This is a genomic window from Gemmatimonadaceae bacterium (genome assembly GCA_036273715.1).
GTDB lineage: Bacteria > Gemmatimonadota > Gemmatimonadetes > Gemmatimonadales > Gemmatimonadaceae > JADGGM01.
In genome coordinates, this window is sequence record DASUHB010000038.1 from 70,347 (window position 1) to 93,819 (window position 23,473).

A 23,473-nucleotide genomic window follows, 5' to 3' on the forward strand; every position below is an offset into this window, starting at 1 on the left:
AGCGCCGCGGGCGCGCCGATCAGTAGTCCCGCGACCGCTGCAGTCCCTCGAGGGCGTCGCCCACTTCGTCCAGCGCTTTCCAGATGGTCTTGAGCAGATCGGCCATCTCATCCTTCGACAGCGGCGCGTCTTCGCCCACACGCATGCGGCTTTCGACTTTCCGTACTTCGCGCGCGGCGTAGCGCAGATAGTCTACCGGATATTTCATGCTGGATTCCTCCCGCCGCAACGATACCCATGGCACCGCAGGTCCGCCATGCGCTCGAGATCTGTCGAGCACGCGGGACGAGAACGCCGGTGACACGCCGGAGCTGCTGATCCGCTTTCCCTCGCTGGCCAGATTCGGCCGCGCACGGTTCGGCGCGTTCCCGTCGCGCGTCCAGCAGGTGGAGGTGTCAGGCCGGCCGCTGTGGGTGAAGCGCGACGATGCGAATGCTGCGCGCAACTCCGGTGGGACGTCGGGGTGCACGGCCGGGAATAAGCTTCGCGCGCTCGAGTTTCTGCTGGCCGGTGTGCGGCCCGGCGACACGGTGCTCGCGCTTGGCGGCGATGGATCGACGCACGTTCTGGCGACGAGCGCGCTGGCGCACCGGCTCGGCGCGCGTGTGGTCGCAGTGCGATGGCCGCATGAAATGAACGAGACGGCACGCCGGGTCGAGCGTCGTACGCGCGACGTGGCCGACGACGTGCGCCGCGCGCGCGGGCCGGTGCGCGCGGTGGCGCAGGGGTGGCTCTTGTCGCGGCGCAATGGGCGGACGAAGACATGGTGGATCCCGCCCGGCGGTGCATCGCCCATCGGGATGTTGGGCGCGGTGAACGCGGGGCTCGAGCTCGCGGCGCAGGTGGCGCGAGGCGAGATGCCGGCGCCGGCCTATGTCGTCCTTCCGTTAGGCACCGGCGGCACCGCCGCCGGGCTCGCACTCGGCTTCGCGATCGCGGAACTCGACGCGCAGGTCGCCGCCGTCCGAGTGGTGCCGCGCATCATGGCTAACCGTTGGCGCGTCCGCCGCCTTGCCGGCCGCTGTGCCCGCCTCATCGAGCGCGTGAGCGGCAACCGCGTGCCACGCGTCCCGCGTCGCGGCATCCGTGTGCTCCACGACTACTACGGCGGCGCGTACGGGCGGCCGTTGGGCGCGGCACGAGAGGTGCGCGAACGGTTCGAGCGCCTCACCGGCGTCGTTCTCGACGAGACGTATGGTGCGAAAGCATTCGCGGCAGCCGTGGATCTCGCACAAAAGACCAACGCGCCAACCCTGTACTGGCTCACGTTCGATGCCCGATGCGTGAGCGAGCACGCCGCGCACTCGCTGCCATGAGAGGAGGGCCGGTTGCATGAAGTGCCGACTCGCCGATGTGGATCTCGCGTACGACATCGCGGGCGCCTCGCACCTTCCCACGTTGCTGCTCGTGCACGGATTTCCGCACGATCGCACGACGTGGGCGCCGCAGATGCGCGCGTTGTCGGCCAGCTATCAGTGCGTAACAGTAGATGTGCGCGGGTTCGGTGAGAGCAGCGCCGCCCCGCCCTACTCGATGGACCAATACGCAGATGACCTGGCCGCGCTGCTCGATGCGATCGGCGTCCGCAGGGCGGTGGTCGCCGGATTATCGATGGGCGGGTACATTGCCTTCGCGCTGTGGCGACGCCACGCGGACCGCGTGCATGGGTTCGTGCTCGCCGACACGCGCGCCGGCGCCGACACCGAGGCCGCGATCGAGCGACGCCGTCAGTCCATCGCGCAGTTGCGCACCGCCGGCGTGGAGGCAGCGGCTGCAACTTTGATCGCCAACCAGTTGGGCGCGACGACGCGTGAGCGTCATCCGGAGTTGGAGTCGATGCTGCTCGCCACTGTGCGCCGCGCGAACGAGGACGGTCTCGCCGGCGCACTCGACGCCATGATTGCGCGTCCGGATTCCATCGACACGCTGGCCACGATCTCGGTGCCGACGCTCATCCTCGTTGGCGATGAGGATACGATTTCGCCGCCGGCTGAAGCCCAACGAATGCGTGCGATGATCGCGGAAAGCCGCATGGATGTGATTCGCGGCGCGGGACACGTGAGCAACCTCGAGCGCCCCGCCGCGTTCAATGCCGTCGTGAGTGAGTGGGCGGCTGCGATGTTTGATCCGGCGCGGGCGCCCTGATGGGACGAGCCGCGGATTCGAGTTGGCGGATGCCCATCGTGGGATGGGACATGACGCGGCTGGCGTGGATCGTCTTGGTCGCGGCAGTGCTGCTGCTATTGGCGCTGATCTCGATCTGGCACGCCCGCGGACACTCGCGGAGCGCAAAGATCGTGTGGACCGTGGTCGCGGTAGTCCTGCCGATCATCGGTCCGATTCTGTGGGCGGTGGCGGGCCGCGAGCCGCGGCGAACGCGCGCCAATCGTTAGGCGAAGCGCGCGAGGGACGTCACGCTATCGTGACGTCCCTCGCCTGCGGCGCCCGGCGGGCCTCAGCGGGTCGGACGCGTGGGCGGTGAGTCGCCCTTGAACACATCCCGGTTGATCTGCACGAACTGCTTCTGATTCGCGGGCACGTCTTCTTCCGGGAAGATCGCGGTGACGGGACACTCCGGTTCGCATGCGCCGCAATCGATGCACTCGTCAGGATGGATGAAGAGCTGGTCCGGGCCTTCGTAGATGCAGTCCACCGGACATACGTCCACACAGGCCTTGTCCTTTACGCCAATGCAGGTCTCGGTAATAACGTAGGGCATTGCTCGCCTCGAGAGTGCGCGACCGACGGGGAACACACCAAAACTAATGAGAATCCGGGGCGGCGGGAGTATTGGAGGTACCGGTTCGTTTCGGGAGCGCCCACGCGAGGCGAGTGCCGGATAGACGCGAGGTGGAAGGCTTCCTCGCTCTGGAGATACGGATTGAACGGATGACAGCACGAAACCGCACGGATCGCTCGGCTGCTCGGCGCCGGCTCCATCAAGCGTGGTGGGCATCGATCCGTTATTTGTTGAAAAACAACAGGACAGCAGGACATGCCACCAGGCTACCCGGCGCCAAGCAGCCGAGCGATCCGTGACCCTGTCTGTGCTGCCACCCGTTCAATCCGTATCATCAAAGCGGGGAAGCCCCGCCACCGCGGCTCACGGACGCGCCGAGTCGGAGACTTTTTTCGCCTGGGCCAACTCGGACCGAAGCGGCATCGCTTTCTCAGGCTGCTTGAGTGTGTCGTACACTGCCACCAGGTCCGTGCGCGCCATGCCGAGCCAGGTGGCTGGAGGACTCGACTGCGCCTTGAGGATGCCGTAGCCCGTTCTGAGCTCTGGTTCCGCGTCTACGTATCGGCGCTCCAGCAGCAGCGTGTGCCCGAGGCGAATGTGCGCGATGCCAACCAGTTGATGGTTGGGCGCGAGGACTGCGGCATAGCGGCGCAGGACATCGCGGAACAGCGAGTCCGCGACTGCATACTGCTTTTTCTGCGAGTACACGTTCGCCAGGTTCGACAGCGCGATGCCGATGAGGTAGTGCTTGTCGTGATAGATCTGGCGGTAGATGTCCGCCATCCGACGAAAATCGTTTGCCGCTTCGTCAAGATGTCCGCGCTTCTGCGCGACCTTCCCGAGCTCGTTGAGCGCGGACGCCACTCGCGGATGCACTGGACCATAGGTGCGTTGTTGGACATCGAGCGCTTCCGTAAGAAGCTGCGCCGCCTCGTCGTATTTGTTTTCGTCGATCAGCGTGCGCCCGAGCATCGTGAGCGCCGACGCGGTTTCCGGATTGTTCTCGCCATACCACGCGCGAATGATGGCGAGGGCGTCGCGATAGTAGCGCTCAGCCGCGAAGTAGTGTCCGTACTCGTATTGAATGGCGCCGAGGTTGATGAGGTCATCGGCGACGTTCGGATGGCGCGGTCCGTACAAGCTCCGATCCATCAACAGCGCTCGCTGGTTGAGGGAGTCGGAAATTGCATAGTGGCCCGCATAGAAGTGCGCGTTCGCGAGCTCGGTGATCGCCGCATCGAGATCCGACGGCTGCGATCCGCGGGCAGACAGCAATGCCACGGCCTGGTCGAGCGTCGCGATGGCGTCGGGATACCGGCCCTGGTCTTCGAACAAGCGGCCGAGTGCCGACGTGGTTTTGGCGATGGCGGGATCCCCATGCGGGAGGGCGCGTTGCTGCATGGCGAGCGCTTGACGGATCAGGATCTCGGCGGAGTCGTATTGGGCGCGGGCGTCGAAGAGCAAGCCGAGTGCGAGGAGGCTGTTGGCAATGTCGGGGTTGTCGCTCTGGAACAAAGCGCGTCGCTCGGCGAGCGACGCGCGGAGGAGGGTGTCGGCTCGATCATAGTTGCCGAGCTGTTGATAGATGCTGCCGAGCGTTTCATAGAGTTCGGCTTGCGACTCGGGTACGGCGTCGAGGGCGCGGGCTTCCTTGAGGCCGCGGTCGACCATCGTGACGACTTTGAGGCTGTCCGCGGGGGCGACATCGGCGTCGCCGCCCTCGAAGAGGCTGACCATGTAGCCCTGGATGCGTTGGGCGCGCGTCGCCTCGCCTAACGCGATGTTGCGGGCGTTGGTCAGCCGCACGGTGTAGAACACGACCAGGCCGACGATCGCCACGAACACGGCGGCGCCGACCGACACGGGGCGCCAGTTGCGCCGCAGGAATTTGCCGGTGCGATAGCGCACGCTGTCGCGGCGCGCCTCGAGCGGTTCTCCGGCCAGGTAGCGGTCGATGTCCCGGATCAGCGCGTCGACCGTCACGTAGCGCCGGTCCGGCTCCTTGTGCGTCGCCGTTAGGCAGATGACATCGAGGTCGTCCCACTGGCTCTTGCTCGCCGCGGGCAGCCGGGCCTCGGCGCCCTCGTGCTCGAGGCGGCGGCGCGCGACGGCCGAGGGCTTCACCGGATCGTGCTCGGCGATGAGCGTTTCGACCTCAGCCGGCGTCCGGTGCGCGACGTCGAACGGCAGGCGCCCGGTGAGGAGCTCGTAGAGCACGACGCCCAACGAATAGATGTCGGTGTGGATCCCGACGCGGCCGGCGCGAAGCTGCTCGGGCGCGGCATAAGCCGGCGTCATCAAGCGGAGGCCCGTGCGCGTGTGGTCGGTCTCGGTTGCGTCGACATCGAGATGCTTTGCGATGCCGAAATCGAGGAGTTTGACGGTGCCGTCCTGCATCACGAAGATGTTGGACGGCTTGAGATCCCGGTGGATGATCGCGTGGCCGTGCGCGTGCTGCACCGCCTCGCAGACGCTGCGGAACAAGCGAAGGCGGTCGGGCATCGGCGAGTCGCGGTGCCGGCAGTAGTCGGTGAGCGGCACGCCGTCGACGTACTCCATGACGAACCACGGCGTGCCGTCGGCCAGTGTATCGGCGTCGTAGAGTCGCGCGATCAGCGGGTGGTTGAGTTGGGCCAGGGTGCGCTGCTCGCTGGCAAAGCGCTCGCGGCGCGCGGGAGAGAGCCACGCGTCGCGCAGGATCTTGATCGCGGCGTCGCTGCCCAGGTCGTCGCGGCGGGCCAGGTAGACGACGCCCATGCCGCCTTCGCCTAACAGACGGGTGATGCGGTAGCGGCCGAACCGGTCGGGGAGCTGGTGCGGCGAACCGCGGCCCAGCACTTCGTTCGCCACGTGCGCGACGTCGTGGTCGAGGAGCGACTCGCCGCGCGCGTCCTCATCGAGCAGCGCCGACACTTCCTCGCGCAGCGAGCGGTCGACGCCGCACTCGGCATCCAGGAACGCGTCCTGGTCGGCCGCCGGCATCTCGACCGCGCGGTGGAACACCTCCTGAATGCGCGCCCAACGCTCGGCGTCCATCGGTGTCTCCGTCAGGCAGCGTCAGCGCGGGCGCCGCAGCTCGCGGGCCAGCCAGGCGCGCGCCGCCCGCCAGTCGCGGAGAATCGTCGCCTCGGAGACGCCGAGCAGTTCGCCCGTCTCGGCGATGTCGAGGCCGCCGAAGAACCGGCATTCGACCATCATGGCCTGACGCGGATGGATGCGCGCGAGCTCGTCCAGCGCGTCGTCGAGCGCGATCAGGTCATCCGCGGCAGCGGCGCCGTTCGCGGCCACCGCGAGCGCATCGTCGAACGTGACGATCGCCGCGGCTCCGCCCCGCTTGTGCGCTTTCCGCCGGCGCGCCGCTTCGATGAGCACCTGGCGCATCGCGCGCGCGGCAATGCGCTTGAAGTGCAAGCGCGGGACGGACGCGAGATGCGGCGACTGGGCGAGCTTGAGCCAGGCCTCGTTGACGAGGGTCGTCGGCGTCAACGTCGCGTTAGGATCGTCTCGCCGCACGGCGGACGCCAGTCGCCGCAATTCCTCGTACGTCGCGCTGAAGAGGTCGTCGAGCGCGCGACGCTCCTCGAGGAGGCCGCCTACATTCTCGTTCTCGAGGCCGTGGGAGACGGGGCTGGGGGTGACACCACGCGGCATGACGGTATTCTCCACACCTTCGCGCAAAGCGATTTGGAGCCAACCCCGCGGATCGGAGTGCGACGCGCCAGCATCCGGGTGCCGTCAGGGGCCCTCTAGCGTAGCGATCCTGGGCGAACCACGCAAATCCCGGAGGCCCGCATGGTCAAGCGGCCATACGGTCCGGCCGACACGAGTGCCCAAGCCGTTACACGGAGGCTCCACGCAACCGGGTCGAGCGATGCTGACGTGCTCTACGCGGCCAGACAGGAGCTCGCGGCGCCGTACGCGAGGCACAGATTGATCGCGCTGCTGATCATCGTGGGCGCCGCGTTCACGTGCGTCACAATAGTGCTGGTGCCGCTCGGCGTTCCGCTAATCGTTGTGGGCATACGCCACCGCAGGCGGTGCACGGCCAACCTGGCGACGATCGAAACCGCGCACGCGCAGTACGTCGCGGCGATAGCGTGGGAGCACGCGCATCTGCCGGTCATGCGCCGCGCCTCACCGTCATCTATTCCGGAGCGGGAGCAGCCGAGTGCGGGCGCCGCTGCCGAGTGATGCATCGAGCGTCTCCCACATGAGGGACCAGATTCTCGACAATTCCTCCAACGCCTCGTGATTCGCCTCGGCGCCGCGGTTGCGAGCGACCCACGCCGCGGCGGAGACGCGTGCCGCGCCGAGCGCGCGGTGAATGGCAACGCTGTCGGAGCCGGTGGCGCCCGCGACGCTCAGGAAGACGCCCTCGTAGAACGCATCGCCTCCCGACACCAGGGATACGACGCGTCCCGCGACGGGCCCCGGATCCACGGGCGGAGGGGCGACTCCGGCGCGGATGAATGGCAGCGTCCAGTTCTCGGCGTGAAAGGTGCCTCCGGGGTTAGGCAGCCACGCCCACACGTGCACCATGGCGAGGCGTGCGCCATGCATCGACGCGTGCGATTCCATGGCCTGGCTGAGCAGGTCGCTCTCATCTGCGACGGTGCCGGCGTGCGAGTGCCAGGCGACGTTGCCGGGCAGTGCCGGCGGCATTTCTCCGGGCAAGAGCGGCAGCGCAAAGGCCACACCGACCAGCGTTGGGCGTCCGTCGATGGTCGCGTACTCGAGGATGGCCGGCCGATCCGGCGTGAACGTTCGCGAGAAGAGCGTTCCGATGTCGATCCAATGCTCGCCCATGCCCGGGAAATCGCCGCCGATGGGGCGATAGCCATCGAGTACGGCCTGTTCGCGATCTCGGTAGCGGGCGGTGGCCGTTCGGACCCGCCACAGAAATCGGGCGCCGGCCGTATCGTTAGGCACGGCGGCCGGGAGGCGCTCGGTCTGCGCGGTCGCGGGCTTGGCGAGCGCACACGCCGCCACGAGCACAACGATCAGCCATCTCATCGTGCGAGCACCACGACGGTTTTCTGGTGAAGTGCCGCGAGGAGCCGCGTCTCGAGATCCGGTGTCAGCCCTTGCGGGAACCGGCTCATCAATCGGAGACGCTCGCGGTCCGCAGGTGATGGCTGCGTGGCAGCGGTGGACACCTCGATCGTCTGCGCGTTGAACTTCGATGTTTGTGCGTACGGGATGTAGCCGACCTGCCCCGCCCAGAGGATGACGAGCCCGGAGTCCGATTCCGCCAGCAGCTCGCCGTCGAGGACCGTACCGGACCGCGCGGTGATCGTGATGCTGGCGCCGCCGGGTTGATGCGCCACCTCGATGTCGTCGGTCCGAGGTCCGATGTGGCACGCAAGCGCGAGAGCGCTCAGCGCAATGATGACTGTGCGTCTCATGGCAGGTGCCTCACGGGAATCCGGGTGCGATTGAACGCCGACTCGAACGCCGGCGCAACGCTCGACCAGTGTCGTACGGTTTCGGCGAGCGTCGAATCGGACGCGATGAACGGGTGCGGCGCGGCGCCGGCCGCCTGCCTAACCCAGGCGCCGCGTATCCACTCCGTGTAGTAGCCGTCCGTTGCCAGGAGAAACGTGCGGACGGAGTCGCGGGGCGCGACGCCGGTTCCGAAGCGGATCGTGAACTGTTGGCCCGGCGTCGTTTCCAGATACCGCGTATCCGTTTCGGCAATGCTCCGCAGTGCGTCCGTATCCGCCGGCGTGTTCGCCGCGACGAGCATCGATGGCGCAAATCGCTGCGGCACGGGATGCCGGAATCGCGTCGCGACGCTCACCTTGCCGACGCGCCACGCATCGGCCACGAAGGACAGGCGCACGCGCAGGGTATCGCCCGTGGGTGCGGGAATCACGGCGGCGACGTCGCGCCAGGCGATCGGCCCTGCATCGGGAACATCGACGACTTCTTGCCATTCGCCTCCCCGCCTAACTGATACGTGCAGCCCCATCCGGGATCCATACCACCGGCCGAGCGCCACCATGTCGGCGATCGTATTGAGGTCGCGTCCCTCGAAATCCACCGCGCGCGCGCCTTGCGGCCGCAGCATCTCGTCGTACAGCAGCACGGTATTCAGGAGGCTGTTGCGAAGATGGAACAGGAGGGCGACGCTGTCCCTCCCGGGCGGAAGAGGAACGGCCAGGTCGATCCAGTCATCGAAGTCCGTCGCCGTGACTGCGCCGATCGTTTTCGGATCCGACTCAAAGACGAACGAATCGTCGTCGGCCAGCACGTTGCGCACGTCGTTGCCGGCACGATCGACGGCGCGCGCCAGCGGGACGATCCCGGCGACGGCGAGGGGGCGTTCCTCGGCATCGGGCAGGACGAATTCGTCCTTCGCGTGCGTCACGCCCAGGAGCTCGAGCTGGTTGATGTAGTGCGTTTCGAGCGCTTCGTTGCGAACATCGAGAGACAACGTGCCGGCGCGATCGGGCTGCGCACGCAGGCGGTGGACATCACGCCGCTCGACGAGCGGCGAGATGCTGTACGAGAACCCCTCGGCCTCGAGCGCGGGTACCCCCGCGCTGTCCGAGTAAATCGTTGGGCATGAGCCGAAGATTGCCTTGAGCAGCGCGCCCGATGCGGCCACGGTACCGACAACGGCGAGGGTCGTCACGACCGCTGTCTTCGCGCCCTCGACGTAGTCGGTGTAGCTCTCCATCGCCGCGACGCTGTCGAGCGGGATCGCGGCGACGTCGCTGCCGCCGGAAGCCAGCGACTCCGTTAGGCCGTAGCGGCGGCCCGCACCGTAGACGGTGTCGCCGTCGATGCGAATCCCGTGAGCGAAGACGACGGTCGCGCCGTCCTGCAGGTGGAGCTTGACTGGGCTCTGCACCGTCGTCCCGCTCGAGTGTGCGACGGGAGCGACTCTCACGCCGCGGAAGATGCACGCCGATGCCGCGGCGATGATCGCGATCGCGAGCGCGGCACGCCACATGAGGAACATCCGGATGCGCATTGGCCCTCCTGAGATGCGCCGTTGGGCGCGTATGGTGCGAAAGGTCGCGGTCTCTGTCGTGCGGCTCCATACGTCGAATGACGTAGGCCGCAGCCACCGATGACGGTGCGAGCACGAGCGCCGCGGGGCACCGCGGGATGGCTGAGCGGAGGCGCTTCGCTGTCGCGTCGCGTGCGTCGGGGCTTGACCTCTCGTCCCAGCGGGCACATGTATGAGTGATCCCCGGCACTCTCGGCGCATCGACGCGCCGGCGCTGGTCGAGGTTGAAATTGTCATCGCTCGAGCACCTGCCGTCTGTCTGGCCTCTCGTTGGGCGAGAGGCCGAGCTGGAGCTCATCCAGCGGACGTTGGATTACGCAGCTGCCGGATCGGGCAACGCCCTCCTGCTGCGTGGCGAATCCGGCGTTGGGAAGACGCGTCTTGCGCAGCTCGCCATGCGTCACGCTGCCGCCGACAGCTGGACGGTCGCGAGCGGGAGCGCATACCCGGTGGAAACCGGCGTGCCGTACGCACTGTTCGCGGATGCGATGGTGCCGGTGCTGAGAGATCTCGCCGCCACCACGGTCACGCTGCTGTCCCGTGGAGCGACGTCGCACCTCGCCCACGTGTTCCCGGCGCTCGTTGGGCCGGAAGCGCCCGACGATCGACAGGTCAGCTCTCCAGAGTTCAAGGGACGCGTCCTGTGGACGGTTGCCCAACTGCTCACGGGACTGAGCGCGCGCACGCCGCTGCTGCTCGTGCTGGAGAATCTCCAGTGGGCCGATCCCTCGTCGCTCGAGTTGCTGCACTTCATAGCGCGCCAGGTGCGTCAGGCACGCTTCGCGATCGTCGCAACCGTGAACGACTCGGACGCAGAGTCGCAAGTCTCACTGAGCGCGACGATGCGCTCGTTGATCGACATGGGAGTCGCGGCCAGCCGGCAAGTCGCGCCGCTCGAGCGCGGCGAGGTCGAAGAGCTCCTCCGTCACGTGTTCGGCGACGGCGCCGTCCCCAAGGATGCGGTGGCGCTGTTATTCGGGTGGACGCGCGGCAATCCATTCTTTCTGGAGCAGACGCTCAACTCGCTCGTCGCGACCGGCCGCCTAACGTATCGCGACGGTACCTGGGTCGGTTGGGATCTCGAAGGATTGAAGCTTCCGCGCAGCATCCGCGATGCGCTCGAAATGCGTCTGGGTCTCCTAGGTCCGGACGCGCGCCGGGTGGCCGATTGCGCCGCGGTCATCGGGACTCGCCTTACCGCAGACGTCCTGTGCGCCGCCACAGGAATGGACAGCGCCTCGCTGCTCGCTGCGCTCGACGAGTTGTGCCGGCGCAATGTCATCTCGGGGCAGCTCTTCGGTGAACGCGTCGAGTACGACTTCACACATCCCATGGTGCGCGCGACGTTGTACGAGGGCCTGGGGATCGGCCGTCGTTCCATCCTGCACGCGCAAGTCGCCGACGCGTTGGAGCGCACGCTGGGTGGGCATGCCGTGGAGCACGCGGGCGAGCTGGCGTTTCATTCGGTGCACGCGAGCGTCGGCACGCTCACGCCGAAGGCCGTGCACTACCTGATCCTGGCGGGCCAATCTGCGCTCGAGAAGCACGCCGACCGTGAGGCGGCGCGGTATCTGGGGGCGGCGCTCGAGCATTGCGACCGGCGCGCGCCGTCGGAGTCGAACCCACCGGCGCCGATCATCGATCTCGTGGCGGGACTCGCGCTCGCGAATCAGCGCGTCGGCAATCACGACGCCGCGCAGTCGTTGTGGGAGCGCGCACGGGCGGACGCCGTCGCGGCCGGCGATCTTGCGCTCGTCGCAAAGATCGAGCGGCGTCGCGGCCTGTCGTGCTACTGGCAGGGCAAGCCCGCGGACGGGCTGCGCCACAGCGAGGAAGGCTTGAGCGCAGCAATCGCGGTCGGCGAGCGCGGCCTGATCGCGGAACTCCGGATCGTATTCGGTGCGTGTCTGGTGGAGCTTGGTCGACCGGCCGATGCGCGCGCCGCGCTGCTCGCCGCGCTCGCGGACGCGGAGGGCATCGGCGACGTCGGGCTCCAGGCGCGCGTGCATCGCGCCCTCCTGTTGACGTCGGTGGTCACGTGCTCGGCGCCCGACGCGCGCGACCACGCGGCGAGGACACTCGAGCTCGCCCAACGATCGGGACAGCCGGACATCGCGTGGACGGCGCACTGGGCGCTGGCCGTGCTCGCCGGCCTGACAGGAAACGTGCCCGAACTCGAGACGCGGCTCCGTGAGGCGGAACGCATCGCCGAGGAGCTGCGGTCGCCGGCCTTGCGGCTCTCGACCTCCGAAGTGGCCATTGAGTATCTCGCTGGGTGCGGCGATTGGGCCTCCGCACTCGCGCGCGCCGAGCAGAGCATTTCGCTCGCGCGGACGCTCCGCAACGACACCATTCTCGCGCGCCTGTTGGTGTGGACGGCGGTGATCTACGGCGGCCGCGGCGACCTGCCGCGCGCAAAGCGGTACCTCGACGAAGCGGCCGACGTCTCGGGCGTCAATCGCCATGACGCCGGACGCGATGTGAACAGCGCGCTGCGCGTGCAGATGGGCCTGGCCATGTATCACAATGCGTTAGGCGAATACGACGAGGCCATCCGCATCAGTCGCGCCGGGCTGGCGCTTGCCGAACAGTCGGGCCAGGCGATCTGGGCGATCTATCGCCTGTGGCCTGCGCTCATCGAGGCGCATCTGTGGAAGCGAGAATTCGACGAGGCAGAAAGTCTGAGCCGGGAGTTGCGCCAGGCATCGAAGCTCATCGGTCATCGTCTCGGTCTCGTCTGGGCCGAGGTCGGCGAGTCGCTCGCCCGAATGCTCCGCGGCACGACGCCGGCGCTGCTCGAGCGCGTCGTGCGGGCGACCGACGCGCTGGAGCGCGTGCCGTTCGTGTTCGATGCCGCGCGTCTGCAGCGCGAGATCGCGCGGCGGCACGTCGAACTGGGCGATCGGGACGCGGCGGTTCGCGTGCTCGAGCGCGCCTGTGCGACGTTCGATAAGTTAGGCGCGGCGATCGAGCTCGCCGGCGCCCGCGAACAACTGCGCGCGCTCGGCGTACGATCCCGGTCGCAGCGGAGCGCGCCGCACATGGTGCGTGCGGGACGAGGCGCGCTCACCGAACGGATGATCGAGGTCGCACGCGCCGCCGCCACCGGCAGAACCAACAAGGAGATCGGACGGCTGCTCGGCATTTCCGACCGCACGGTGAGCACCACGTTGTCCGAAGCCTACAAGCGCCTCAAGCTCAAGAACCGCGGACAGCTCGCCGAGTGGGTGCACCGCGGCAATCTGCTGGATCGCCGGCGGCGCTCGCCAGCCGCGCCGAAGCCGGCGAGAACGCGGCCCGCCGGCTCCGCGCCCCGCCGGCGATAAGCCTAACGGAAACTCAGGCCAACGTACATCGCGAATCCCAACGCACCGGTCACCAACACGATGCGGTGAGGGATCGTTGCGTCAAGCAGCAAACTCCAGACGACCAGCGGCCCCACAGTCGCGGCGCAGGCCAATCGCACCAGCGCCGGCGCCGTGGCTGCATGCGTCGAGAGCAGCGCCAGACCGATCTCGATGAGCGCCGCGGCGCTGAACCCGAGCGCGACGAAACCCCAGTCTCGGTACGAAGACGTGAGGGCGGGAATCATTGGACCTCCGGTTCTGGGCAACGGCAAGTCCAGAGCATCGTGCTCGGGCTTCACCGCGGCACTTGGGCCACACGCGCTGCCTTACCTCTCGCATGCACTGAATCGCCGAGGGCAAAGATCGCGGCCACCAGGGCTTGCGGACGCTCCTCGTGCAGGTACACGCCCGAGCCGAACACACTGTCGACGCGAAAATCCGCGAGCTGCGACGCAAGAACTGCGACCTCGTCGGACCCGATCCCGCCATGGCGGTTCGAAGCGCCGATCAAGAGGCGCACGGGCTGCGCGATACGCGACAAGTTGTCGCGCAGCGGTTGGGCGACGCGCGCACGTTGCATGGCCTGCATGACGCGGATCGACGCGCCGAGATCAGCGACGATCGGCCGGGAATAGGCGTCGGCGACCTCTCTCGTGACCCACGACGGATCTGCCGATGCCTCCACGAGCGCATGGCGGACTTTGCTTTTCACGATGCCGCTCGCTCCAAACAATCGGAGGAGCGGCGCGAGCTTCATCGCGGCCGAAACGCCTTCGGTGTACGAGCGATCGACGGGTCCTCCGTCGAGGAGCAGCACGGCGACGACGCGCTCGGGGCGCCGGTAGGCGAGGCGCAGCGCAACGGCCGCGCCGAAGTTCGATCCGACGACGATCGCCGGGCCGAGTCCCAGCGAGTCGAGGACGATGCCCACGCGATCGGCCTGCGCATCCAGCGAGTAGTCGCCGCCGGCCGGATGCGAGGAGGTCCCGACGCCTAACGGCTCGATCACGTACGTGGGGTGGCCCGCGGCGGCGAGCAGCGGCAAGATGCGCCGGTAGCCGAATGACGCGCCGATGATCCCGGGTAGAAGCACAACGGGACGGCCGGCCTGCACGTCCGCCGGCTCTGGCGCCGGCGGCGCCCACGTGACGGTGAGCGTGTCCTGCGGCGTCACCGGAATGTGGCGTTGGGCGAACACGGAGTCCGCGGCCATGGCGAGGAGGAGTATGGTCATCATGGTGTGATCCCTGTCGGAGACGACGAGCAGATGGCGGGGCCGGCGACGGACGCAGCGGCCGGCGCGGCAACCGAGGCGCGATCGCGCGCGAACACTAGCCGCCGGCCCAGGATCACGCCCAACACGATGGTGGGGAGATCCTGCGCCAGGTGGATGAGCACCCCCACGCCTAACGCCGCATCCATCGGTGCGCCTAACGAATGAGCGGCAGTGGCGTAGGCGAGCTCGAAGACGCCGATGTTGCCCGGCGTCATGCGGGCGACGAGGCCCACGTTCACGGCCAGCAGCGCAAGGAGGCTTCCCGTGATGCTCAGCGGCAGGTGCGCCGCCCGCGCCACGAGATGGTACGACACGAGCTGGCACGTCCAATCCAGCAGCGTGAGCGGCACCGCTACCAGAAGGCGCCGCGGAGTGACGATGCGCCGCGCGATGCCGGCGATGCGCCGCGCATGGACGCGGCACACACGCAGTGACCGCTGCATCCTGCCGCCGCCGCGGCGGGCAGCCGCGGAACGCGCCCGGCCTCGAGACGTCCGTGTCAGCCACGTCACCGCGAGGACGAGTGCCGCGGCAACGAGCGCCGCCGGCCCTGCCGCGACACGCAGCGGCGTGATGACTAACGCAACGCACAGCACCGCAACGAATCCGGCCGTATTCAACAGCCGCTCGAGCGCAACGGTCGTGAGCACCGCATACGTGCGCAATCCGGTGGCGCGCGTCATGATCATCACGCGGCCCGCCTCGCCGACGCTGCCCATGAACAGACCGTTCAGCGTCGCGCCGACGAACGTCGCCCGCGCCACGATGCGATACCGCCCTGCTCCGAGCGCGCGCAGACAGACAAACCACGCACCGGCCTTGGAGAGGAGCGACATCAAGTGGAATGCCGTGGCAAGGCCAAGGGCGAGCAGCGAGGCATGCCGAATCACAGCCAGCGTGGCGCGCCAATTCACGTGACGAACGTACCAGCCGACGGCCAGGCCGAGCAGCCCAGCCGCGGCAACAATCGCCAGCGGGCGGCGGTATCGCGCGAGAGCCGATCTCATGTCATCATCCCAGCGTGGAAACGCTGCCGCTGCGCCGCGCTCTGGTCACCGGAGCGACCGGGATGCTCGGGTCGTACGTCGTCCAATGCCTGGCAGCTGCCGACTGCAGCGTGCGCGCCCTGGTACGCGACGCGGCGCGCGCCGCGTGGTTGCCTCCGTTGGGCGCAAACCTGGTCGAGGGCGACATTGCGAACGCGCAGGTGTTGCGGGATGCGACAGCTGGATGCGATGTGGTGTTCCATGCTGCGGCGGCGATCGGCCCCGAGGCAGATTGGGACACGTTCCGTGCTGCTAACGTCGATGGCACGCAGCACGTCATCGACGCGTGCGCCGCGAACGGCGCGCGACTGCTCTACGTCAGCAGCACGGCGGTGTACGGAGATTCGCGGTATGAGCGCGCGCCGCTCGATGAGACGGCGGTGCTGCCCGCGTTGCCCCAGCACGACGCATACGGCCGATCGAAGCAGGCGGCCGAGCGCGTCGTGATGCGCGCCCACGCCGACGGTGCCGTACGGGCGGCTATCGTTAGGCCGCCGCCGATGTACGGCGACCGGGACCGCCAGTTCGTTCCGCGGGTCGCGGTCGTGTTGAGTCGCGGCGTTTTCCCGTTGATCGGCGGCGGGACGACGCGGCTTCCGCTCGTGCACGCACGCAACGTCGCCGAAGGCGCGATCCTGGCAGCCACGAATCCACAAGCCGATGGCCGGACCTACAACCTCACGTGCGACTACCCGCTCACCGTCGCGAATCTGGTGCGGTACGCAGCCCGCGGGCTCGAGCGGCGCGTGTTCGCGCCATCGATTCCGATCGGAGCCGGCCGCGTGTTGTTCGGCGCACTCGAGGCGGCGCTCGTCGCTGTGGGTCGGCGCGATCTGTCGCGGCACGCCGGCGGTACGCTCGATCTGCTCACCAAGAACAATCCGTTCGTCGAGGATCGCGCGCGGCGCGAGCTGCACTGGCAGCCGACGGTCACGCCCGATATCGGCGTCGCCGACGCGTTTCGGTGGTGGAAGGCGCATCATCGGAGCACGAATGCGACGAGGTAGTCGCCGAGTCGCGTGCGCATGAGGTGGTGTCCGCCGGCGGCAATGACGACGTACTGCCGTCCGCCGGGGCGCGCGCGATACGTCATCGGCGATGCCTGCGCCGACGCGGGCAACGCGGCGGCCCACAGCTGGCGGCCGGTCTCCACGTCGTAGGCGCGCAGGTCGTGGTCCATCGCGGCGGCGATGAAGACCACGCCGCCGGCCGTGACCAACGGGCCGCCTAACGACGGGGATCCCCACGCCGCCGGTGCCGGGACGTGCGCGTAATCGCTCATGGTGCCGATCGGCACCTGCCATCGAATGGTTCCGGCGCCGGGGTCGATTGCGACCAGCGTTCCCCATGGCGGCGGACTGCACGGCAAGCCGAGCGGCGACCGCAGCAGCTCGCGGCGACTGGCGTACGGCGCCCCGATATCCGGCGCGACGTCGGCGTCCTGTCCGCTGCTCCGTTGGGCATCGCCGGGCGGCAGGAGCGTCACGACCGTTGCCACCCGGATGGTGTTCATCACCACCAGGCCACGAAGCGAGTCGACCGCGACGCCGCCCCAGTTGACTCCGCCCAAGAATCCGGGATTCACCACCGAGCCGCGCACGCTCGGCGGTGTGAAAATGCCCTGGGAACGGAGCGAACGAATGCGTTCGGCGCACGCACGTCGGTCGACCGGCGTGAGGCCCCACGCGTCCTCGGGGCTGAGCCCCTGGGGCGTCACCGGCGGCGGGAACACCGCGAACGGCTGCGTCGGCGACGCACGTTCGCCCGGGACGTCGCTCGCCGGCACGGGCCGCTCTTCCACCGGCAACAACGGCATTCCCGTTAGGCGGTCGAGGATGAATACCATGCCGGTCTTCGAGGCCTCCACCACGGCGGGAACGGCGACGCCGTTGCGCATGACGGTAGCGAGGGCCGGCTGCGCCGCGACGTCATAATCCCACAAGTCGTGGTGAACCAGCTGGAACGCCCAGACCTCCTCGCCCGTCGATGCGCGCAGCGCCACGATGGAGTTCGCGTCGCGATCGTCGCCTGGACGCTGTCCGCCAAAGTGATCGGGACTCGCGCTGCCGGTCGGAATGAGCACCAGATCGTGCGCGGGGTCGGCAGTGAAGAGTCCCCACGCGTTGGCAGCGCCCGACTGAAAATCATCGGTGCCGACCGGATGGCTGCGATAGCGCGCGAGCGGCTCCCAGGCCCAACGCAAACTTCCATCGCGGACGTCAAAGGCACGCACGACGCCGCTCGGCGCATCGACCCTGACGTTGTCGAAGACGGATGACCCCACGATCACCACATCGCCCACGACCACCGGCGGCGACGTGACGTGATACTCGTGCGCGAACGCCTCGCCTCCGCGCACACCGGCGTGCAAATCGACCGAGCCCGCGGTACCGAAATCGGCGCACGGCTGTCCTGTATCGCCATCGAGCGCGATCAGCCGCGCGTCGAACGTGCCGAGGAAGATGCGCGTGCGGCAGGGCGTTCGTTGGGCGAGCGTCGAATCGATCCAGGCCGCGACGCCGCGCACGGTGACTTCGTCGCGGGACAGCGACGCGCGATCGAGATGCGCGTCGAATGCCCAACGCTCGGTGCCGCGCTCGGGATCGAGCGCCACCACGCGCGATGACGGTGTGGCGAGATACAGCAGTCCGTTGAGGAGGAGCGGCGTCGACTCGAATGCCGTCGATGGGCCGCTGCCCTCCTTCAGACCATCGGAGACATCGCCGGTGCGGTAGACCCACGCCACCTGAAGCGACTCGACGTTGGCGCGCGTGATGTCGGCGAGCCCGGAATAGTGATCGCCGCCCTGGCCGCCTTCGATGGCCCAGGTCACGGGCGCAGGGAGCGGATGGTTGCGCGGCTCGCGCGAGCGGAGCCGGGCGGGATCACCGCGGATGATGTGAGCGGGAACGGCAAGCCGCGGACTGGACTCATTCAGCCACTTCGTGAACGCCATGAGCGCACAGACGAGCGCCGTCGAAGCGATCAGGCGAAGCCGGTAGGGCATCCATCGGATCATGAGCCGTTGCATGGCATGTCTCCGCATCGCGTTAGGCAGGAGCAGCGTGGCGCGATGGAGCATGCAAGCCGGCGACGATCCGGGAGCTACGTCAGATCACCGGGACCGGCGGAAACGGTGGCGTAGATGCGGCGCGGCTACGGCGTACGACGGCGAGCCGGATGACGTAGATGACGACCGAGATGCAGGCAGGTGTGAACGGCTGCGCAGAGAGTCGGGGCGCGGGTCCCGAGTCTCCCGCGCGTTGCAGCCTTCGGTCGAGCCGTGTCGTGCGGCGGACGCGCGGCGTCCGCCCCGCGCATCAGTCGCCGCGCATCGCGATGAGCGGGCTCACCCGGGACGCGCGGCGCGCCGGCAGATAGCTGGCGGCGATGGCGACGCCGGCCAGCAGCACCGCGACGCCCGCGAAGGACGCCGGGTCTGTCGGTCCGACGCCGAACAGCCACGACCGGATGATCCGTGCGGCGAAGAATGCGCCGATGCCGCCGATGGCGATGCCGACGCTCGCGAGGGCGACGCCTTCACCGAGGACCAGGCGCAGCACGGCGCCCGGCTGGGCGCCCAGCGCCACGCGCAGGCCGAGCTCCTGCCGGCGCTGCGTGACCGAATACGAAACGACGCCGTACAGGCCTAACGCAGCCAGCAGCAGCGCCGCGATCGCGAACACGGCCATGAGCGCGCCGTTCAAGCGCGGCTGCGCCACCGACTGATCGACGATCGACTGCAGCGTCTGCACGTTGTAGATGGGCAAGCCGGGGTCAATGTCGTGCACGGCTTCCCGAACGATGGGCGTCAGCGATGCCGCGTTGCCGCGCCCGCGCACGACGAGCGTCATGGTGTGTAACAACCGCACCGAGCGCCGCATCGAGACGTACACCACCGGCGCGGGCGGCGACGCCAGGCTCGTTTGCGCCGCATCGTTCACTTCGCCGACGATCTGGTAGCCCGTCGGCTGCGTGTTGAACGCGATCTGCTGCTCGATGGCACTGGCGGCCGGCCAGAACGTTCGCGCGGCCGTGCGGCTGAGCACGATCGTCGGCGCTGCCTCATCCCACGCGACATCGCGTCCGCCGAGCATGCGCATGCCCATGGCGCGGAAGAACCCGGGCGTCACGAAGCGAATGGTGCTCATGAGCGGATCGTTAGGCGGACGCGGCGGCTGGCCCACCAGCCGGATCGACGTGAACACCCCGCCGCCCACCAGGGGCGGCGTGTCGGTGGCGCCGGCGGCGATGATGTCGGGGCGGGCATCCAGGTCGCTCAGCAGCGACCGATAAAACGCAATCCCCGTGGAATCCGGATACCCGGAGCCGAGAGTGATCTGCGCGGTGATGGCGTGCTCGGGTCGGAAGCCCGGATCGACGCGCATCATCCTCGCCAGACTCTTCGCGACGAGCGCGGCGCAGACCGCCAGCACCACGGTGAGCGACAGCTCGCCGATGACCAGCAGGCGGCGGGTCCGATGCGCGCGCCCGTCTCCGGTGTTGCCGCGCCCGCCGTCGCGGAGCGCCCTGCCTAACGACGGCAGGCTGGCGCGGGCGGCCGGCCACACCCCGAACAGCACCGCCGAACACAGGCTCAATCCCAGCGCGAACGCGATCACGCCGGCATCGAGGCCGAAGCCGCCGGTGCGGGGAATCACGCCGGCCGGGATGGCATTGCGCAGCGTGCGCAGCGCGACCCCGGCCATCGCCACACCGATGGCCGCCCCGGCCGCCGCCAGAAGCACGCTCTCGACGATGAGCTGCGTCATCAACCGCCCGCGCGAGGCGCCCAACGCCTGGCGCACCGCGATCTCGCGCCCGCGAGCCGCGCCGCGCACGAGCAGCAGATTGGCGACGTTCGCGCACGCGATCAGCAACACGAGCATCGCCGCGCCGAGCAGCACGAGCAGCGGCGCGCGCGTGCCTAACGACAAGTCCTCGCTCAAGGGGAACACGCTGGCCGTCCATCCCGCGATCTCGGGATTCTCGTGCGCGACCTGCACTTCGACGCTGTACAGATCCGCACGCGCGGCGTCGACCGTCACGCCGGGCGCGAGACGCGCGATGGCGCCGAACAGATGCTGCGCGTGGCGCTCGACCGCCGAATACGTCGTGAATTCGACCACCGTGATCACGTCGAGCGGAGCGCCGACGAATGCCGGCCCGAGCAGGTCCGCACTCCGCGGCAGCACGCCGATCACCGTGCGCAGTCGCCCGTTGATCGACAGCTGCGAGCCGAGCGCCGAGCGATGCCCGCCAAAGTGCCGCTGGTAGAAACCGTAACTGATCAACACCGCATTGCTCGTCTCGCCTCGCACATCGTCCGGCCCGAAGGAGCGGCCGAGCACGGGGTGGACGTCCAACACATCGAGAAAGTTGGGCGTCACGACGAGCGACGTCGCGCTCTCGGGGCCGTCGCGTCCGGCAATGCTCGTTAGGCCGCCGGCGTAGAGCGCCATGCCGGTGAACGAATGCGTGCGGGCCTTCCAATCGCGAAAATCCGGCAGCGAGACGCCGAACCGCAGCACCGTCTTGTCGGGATTCGTGTCCCACAGCGACACGATGCGCTCGCCGTGCGCGAACGGCAGCGGACGCAGCAGCACCGCGTCCACGACGCTGAAAATCGCCGTGTTCGCGCCGATGCCGAGTGCGATGGTGAGAACCACGATCGCCGTGAAGAGCGGATGGGCGCGCGCCGACCGCCACGCCACGCGGACGTCCTGCGCGAGAAATTCAGTCCACTGACCAAACGCCCGCGTGTGGCGCGGACCGCTACCGGCTTGCATGCACGCTCCTGTCGGGCCGGTCACAACGTGCGTGACGGCCCGCGGATGTCAACCCGGTTTGACGGGACTCTTACGCGACGGAGGCAGTTTGATCCCGAGCCGTCGCAAGTCTTGCTCGGCGTCGCGTACCCAGGACGCGTTGGCGCGCGGGTTGGCGGGACTCGGATGCAACACGCCGCCGGTGACGACGCCTTCCGGAATCACCCGGCGCACGCGCGATTCGGCGAAGCGTCCGAGACCGGCCACCACCCGCGGCGAGAGCGCGTCGATGCAGCGCTCGAGTGCACGGTCACAGGCGGCGAACAGCGCGCGCTGTTCCGCCGCCGGCAGTTTGTCCGGTGTGCGATTGCGCCCGCTCGCTTCCAGGAACAGCAACGGGCAGTAGTTCCAGACGAAGAATTGCTCGAAGAATCGCTCGGCCGTACCGAACCGGTCGCGCGCCCAGCCCCAGAAGCGCCGGCCGCTCACCTCGCTGCGCGGACAGGCGAAGCCGGCCACGGGACGCCGCGGGTGCACGCGCGCCGGCTGCCTAACGGGCGCCTCGATGCCCAACCAATCCCGGACCATCGCGACTTCGCCGAACGGGACGCCCGTCTGTGCCATGCCGAACGGGCCCGGATTCATGCCGACGAGAATCACCTCGCGCGGCGCCGACGAGCCGTAGCGTTCGAGATATCGCGCATGCGGGGCCCATGCGTAGTCGAGCGGGTGATACACGAACGCCACCGGCGGCCCGAACTCGAGTCGGGCGGTGTCACGCCGCAGATCGCGCGCGATGGTGGAGAGACTGGTCATCTGTCATCTTGTAAGAGTGGCGCTTGTCGGTGTGCTGCGCCCGGCCTACCAGTTCGATTCCGGCCGCGACAGCGGTTCGCGGAATTTGCGTTCGTCCACCTGTTCGTGGGAGATCCGTGGTGCTGCGTGGGAAAGTGCTGTTCGCGTATGTCGTCGTGTGCATTCTGTGGGGTTCCACTTACATCGCGATTCGAATCGGCGATCGCACGTTGCCGCCGCTGCTGTTCGCCGGCGTGCGGTTCTTCATCGCCGGCGTGATCCTGTTCATTGGCGCGCGCGCGGCCGGCCAGTCGATGCCGGCGCGGCCGCGCGACTGGCGCAACCTCGCTATCGTCGGACTGCTGCTGCTCTCCGGCAACACGTGCGTGGTGGTGGCCGAGCGATTCACGGCGGCCGGCGTCGCCAGCGTGTTCGTGGTGATGGCGGTGGTGTGGACGGCGGTGTTCGAGACCCTGACGTCGCGCGGCGCGAGCGCGCTGTCGCGGCGCGTCGTCGCCGGGCTTGCGTTAGGCCTGTTGGGCACGATCGTGCTCGTGGGATTCACCCCCGCCGACCTCGCCCGCGCCGACTGGCGCGGCCCCGCCATCCTGACGCTGGGTACGCTGCTCTGGGCGGCCGGCGCCGTCTACTACAGCCGCAGCCATCCACGGGTGGGCACGTACCTCGGCGCCGCCGTCGAAATGATTGTCGCCGGCGCCGTCATCACCGCGCTCGGGCTCGCGGTGGGCGAGGGACCGAGCTTCCATCTCACGGCGTCCGGCGCCGGCGCGCTCGCCTACCTGATCGTGTTCGGCTCATTGTTAGGCTACAGCGCCTACAACTACGCGCTCGCGCACGCATCGGCGACGGTAGTCGGCACCTACACGTACGTCAATCCGGTGATCGCCGTCCTGCTTGGATGGCTGCTGCTGCACGAGCAGATCGACGCCCGCGTCATTGCAGGCATGTTCCTCGTGCTCCTGGCGGTGATCGGCACGCAGGTGTCCTGGCGGCCGGCGCGCATTCGCATGCCGGCCGCCGACGACTGACTGCCCGGGCCGCGCGCTCGAGGTTGGCCATGACCGGTCCACATCACCGTGTCCACCGTCTCCGTCGTGTCCGGCCGGTCCGTTCTGTCCGCCTGTCTTATTCGTACCGCAGCGCCTGCACCGGATCGATGCGCGACGCGCGCAGCGCCGGGATGTATCCCGAGGCGAGCGCCACGGCGGTGAGCACCGCCGCGGACAACGCCATCACCACCGGGTCGTGTCCTTTGAGCTCGAACAGCAGCGATTGCGCGGCGCGGCCTAACGCTATCGCGCCGGCGATACCGATCACGCCTCCGATCAACGTCATCACCGCGACCTGGCGCAGCACCATGAGCTGCACCGTGCCGCCGTCCGCGCCCAGCGCCATGCGCACGCCGATCTCGCGCGTCCGTTGGGCCACCGAGTAGGCCAGCACGCCGTACAACCCGACCGCC

General features: G+C 68.4%; 21 protein-coding genes. 6 read left to right on the forward strand and 15 right to left on the reverse strand.

What is annotated here, in order from left to right:
• Window positions 1-19: 19 nt before the first annotated feature.
• A complete protein-coding gene (locus tag VFW04_09430) occupies window positions 20-208 on the reverse strand; it encodes a hypothetical protein (GenBank protein HEX5179539.1) in 189 nt (62 codons plus the stop codon).
• On the opposite strand from VFW04_09430, the gene VFW04_09435 reads away from it, so the two are divergent.
• Genes VFW04_09435 through VFW04_09445 form a run of 3 tightly spaced genes read left to right on the forward strand, consistent with a single transcriptional unit; the run spans window position 207 to window position 2,393 of the window.
• A complete protein-coding gene (locus VFW04_09435) occupies window positions 207-1,316 on the forward strand; it encodes a pyridoxal-phosphate dependent enzyme (GenBank protein ID HEX5179540.1) in 1,110 nt (369 codons plus the stop codon). The two genes, VFW04_09430 and VFW04_09435, sit on opposite strands and share 2 nt — an antisense overlap.
• Window positions 1,317-1,332: 16 nt before the next feature.
• A complete protein-coding gene (locus tag VFW04_09440; GenBank protein HEX5179541.1) occupies window positions 1,333-2,145 on the forward strand; it encodes an alpha/beta fold hydrolase in 813 nt (270 codons plus the stop codon).
• 29 nt (window positions 2,146-2,174) lie between these two features.
• A complete protein-coding gene (locus tag VFW04_09445) occupies window positions 2,175-2,393 on the forward strand; it encodes a PLDc N-terminal domain-containing protein (GenBank protein HEX5179542.1) in 219 nt (72 codons plus the stop codon).
• 62 nt (window positions 2,394-2,455) lie between these two features.
• On the opposite strand, the gene VFW04_09450 is transcribed toward VFW04_09445, so the two are convergent.
• From VFW04_09450 to VFW04_09480, 7 genes are all read right to left on the reverse strand, one after another.
• Complete coding sequence (locus tag VFW04_09450; GenBank protein HEX5179543.1) at window positions 2,456-2,719, reverse strand: ferredoxin family protein; 264 nt, start codon at window positions 2,717-2,719, stop codon at window positions 2,456-2,458.
• A 384-nt stretch (window positions 2,720-3,103) separates the two neighbouring features.
• Window positions 3,104-5,776 (reverse strand): serine/threonine-protein kinase, encoded by a 2,673-nt coding sequence (locus tag VFW04_09455; protein HEX5179544.1) that lies wholly within the window; start codon window positions 5,774-5,776, stop codon window positions 3,104-3,106.
• Window positions 5,777-5,797: 21 nt separating this feature from the next.
• Window positions 5,798-6,391: an ECF-type sigma factor gene (locus VFW04_09460; protein HEX5179545.1), complete on the reverse strand. Its 594-nt coding sequence runs from the start codon at window positions 6,389-6,391 to the stop codon at window positions 5,798-5,800.
• Between the two features lie 233 nt (window positions 6,392-6,624).
• Window positions 6,625-6,762, reverse strand: a complete 138-nt coding sequence (locus VFW04_09465) for a hypothetical protein (protein HEX5179546.1) — start codon at window positions 6,760-6,762, stop codon at window positions 6,625-6,627.
• Window positions 6,763-6,880: 118 nt separating this feature from the next.
• Window positions 6,881-7,753: a hypothetical protein gene (locus VFW04_09470; GenBank protein HEX5179547.1), complete on the reverse strand. Its 873-nt coding sequence runs from the start codon at window positions 7,751-7,753 to the stop codon at window positions 6,881-6,883.
• Window positions 7,750-8,145, reverse strand: a complete 396-nt coding sequence (locus VFW04_09475) for a hypothetical protein (GenBank protein ID HEX5179548.1) — start codon at window positions 8,143-8,145, stop codon at window positions 7,750-7,752. Before VFW04_09475 ends, VFW04_09470 begins: the two co-directional genes overlap by 4 nt.
• A complete protein-coding gene (locus tag VFW04_09480; protein HEX5179549.1) occupies window positions 8,142-9,719 on the reverse strand; it encodes a hypothetical protein in 1,578 nt (525 codons plus the stop codon). The genes VFW04_09475 and VFW04_09480 overlap by 4 nt, the downstream gene beginning before the upstream one ends.
• A gap of 263 nt (window positions 9,720-9,982) precedes the next feature.
• Here VFW04_09480 and VFW04_09485 point away from each other — a divergent pair, with 263 nt between their 5' ends.
• Window positions 9,983-13,084: an AAA family ATPase gene (locus tag VFW04_09485; protein HEX5179550.1), complete on the forward strand. Its 3,102-nt coding sequence runs from the start codon at window positions 9,983-9,985 to the stop codon at window positions 13,082-13,084.
• Between the two features lie 2 nt (window positions 13,085-13,086).
• On the opposite strand, the gene VFW04_09490 is transcribed toward VFW04_09485, so the two are convergent.
• Genes VFW04_09490 through VFW04_09500 form a run of 3 tightly spaced genes read right to left on the reverse strand, consistent with a single transcriptional unit; the run spans window position 13,087 to window position 15,388 of the window.
• The gene (locus VFW04_09490; GenBank protein ID HEX5179551.1) at window positions 13,087-13,350 is read right to left on the reverse strand and encodes a hypothetical protein; all 264 of its coding nucleotides are present in this window, start codon (window positions 13,348-13,350) and stop codon (window positions 13,087-13,089) included.
• A 50-nt stretch (window positions 13,351-13,400) separates the two neighbouring features.
• Window positions 13,401-14,342: an alpha/beta hydrolase gene (locus VFW04_09495; protein HEX5179552.1), complete on the reverse strand. Its 942-nt coding sequence runs from the start codon at window positions 14,340-14,342 to the stop codon at window positions 13,401-13,403.
• Window positions 14,339-15,388, reverse strand: coding sequence for a lysylphosphatidylglycerol synthase transmembrane domain-containing protein (locus tag VFW04_09500; protein HEX5179553.1), 1,050 nt, complete (start codon window positions 15,386-15,388; stop codon window positions 14,339-14,341). The genes VFW04_09495 and VFW04_09500 overlap by 4 nt, the downstream gene beginning before the upstream one ends.
• A 14-nt stretch (window positions 15,389-15,402) precedes the next feature.
• Between VFW04_09500 and VFW04_09505 the strand changes: the two genes are divergently transcribed.
• Entirely contained in the window at window positions 15,403-16,434 is a 1,032-nt protein-coding gene (locus VFW04_09505; GenBank protein HEX5179554.1) for an NAD-dependent epimerase/dehydratase family protein, read from the forward strand.
• On the opposite strand, the gene VFW04_09510 is transcribed toward VFW04_09505, so the two are convergent.
• The 3 genes from VFW04_09510 to VFW04_09520 all read right to left on the reverse strand — a co-directional run bounded on the left by VFW04_09510 (window position 16,407) and on the right by VFW04_09520 (window position 22,011).
• Window positions 16,407-18,509, reverse strand: a complete 2,103-nt coding sequence (locus VFW04_09510) for a pyrroloquinoline quinone-dependent dehydrogenase (protein ID HEX5179555.1) — start codon at window positions 18,507-18,509, stop codon at window positions 16,407-16,409. The two genes, VFW04_09505 and VFW04_09510, sit on opposite strands and share 28 nt — an antisense overlap.
• A 238-nt stretch (window positions 18,510-18,747) precedes the next feature.
• Entirely contained in the window at window positions 18,748-21,216 is a 2,469-nt protein-coding gene (locus VFW04_09515) for an ABC transporter permease (GenBank protein HEX5179556.1), read from the reverse strand.
• A 48-nt stretch (window positions 21,217-21,264) separates the two neighbouring features.
• Window positions 21,265-22,011 carry a uracil-DNA glycosylase family protein gene (locus tag VFW04_09520; protein HEX5179557.1) on the reverse strand — a complete coding sequence of 249 codons (747 nt, stop codon included), beginning with the start codon at window positions 22,009-22,011 and terminating at the stop codon, window positions 21,265-21,267.
• A gap of 116 nt (window positions 22,012-22,127) precedes the next feature.
• On the opposite strand from VFW04_09520, the gene VFW04_09525 reads away from it, so the two are divergent.
• Complete coding sequence (locus VFW04_09525; protein HEX5179558.1) at window positions 22,128-23,039, forward strand: EamA family transporter; 912 nt, start codon at window positions 22,128-22,130, stop codon at window positions 23,037-23,039.
• Between the two features lie 97 nt (window positions 23,040-23,136).
• Here the strand turns inward: VFW04_09525 and VFW04_09530 are convergent.
• Window positions 23,137-23,473: FtsX-like permease family protein (locus VFW04_09530; GenBank protein ID HEX5179559.1), on the reverse strand; the 337-nt coding region annotated here is incomplete at its 5' end.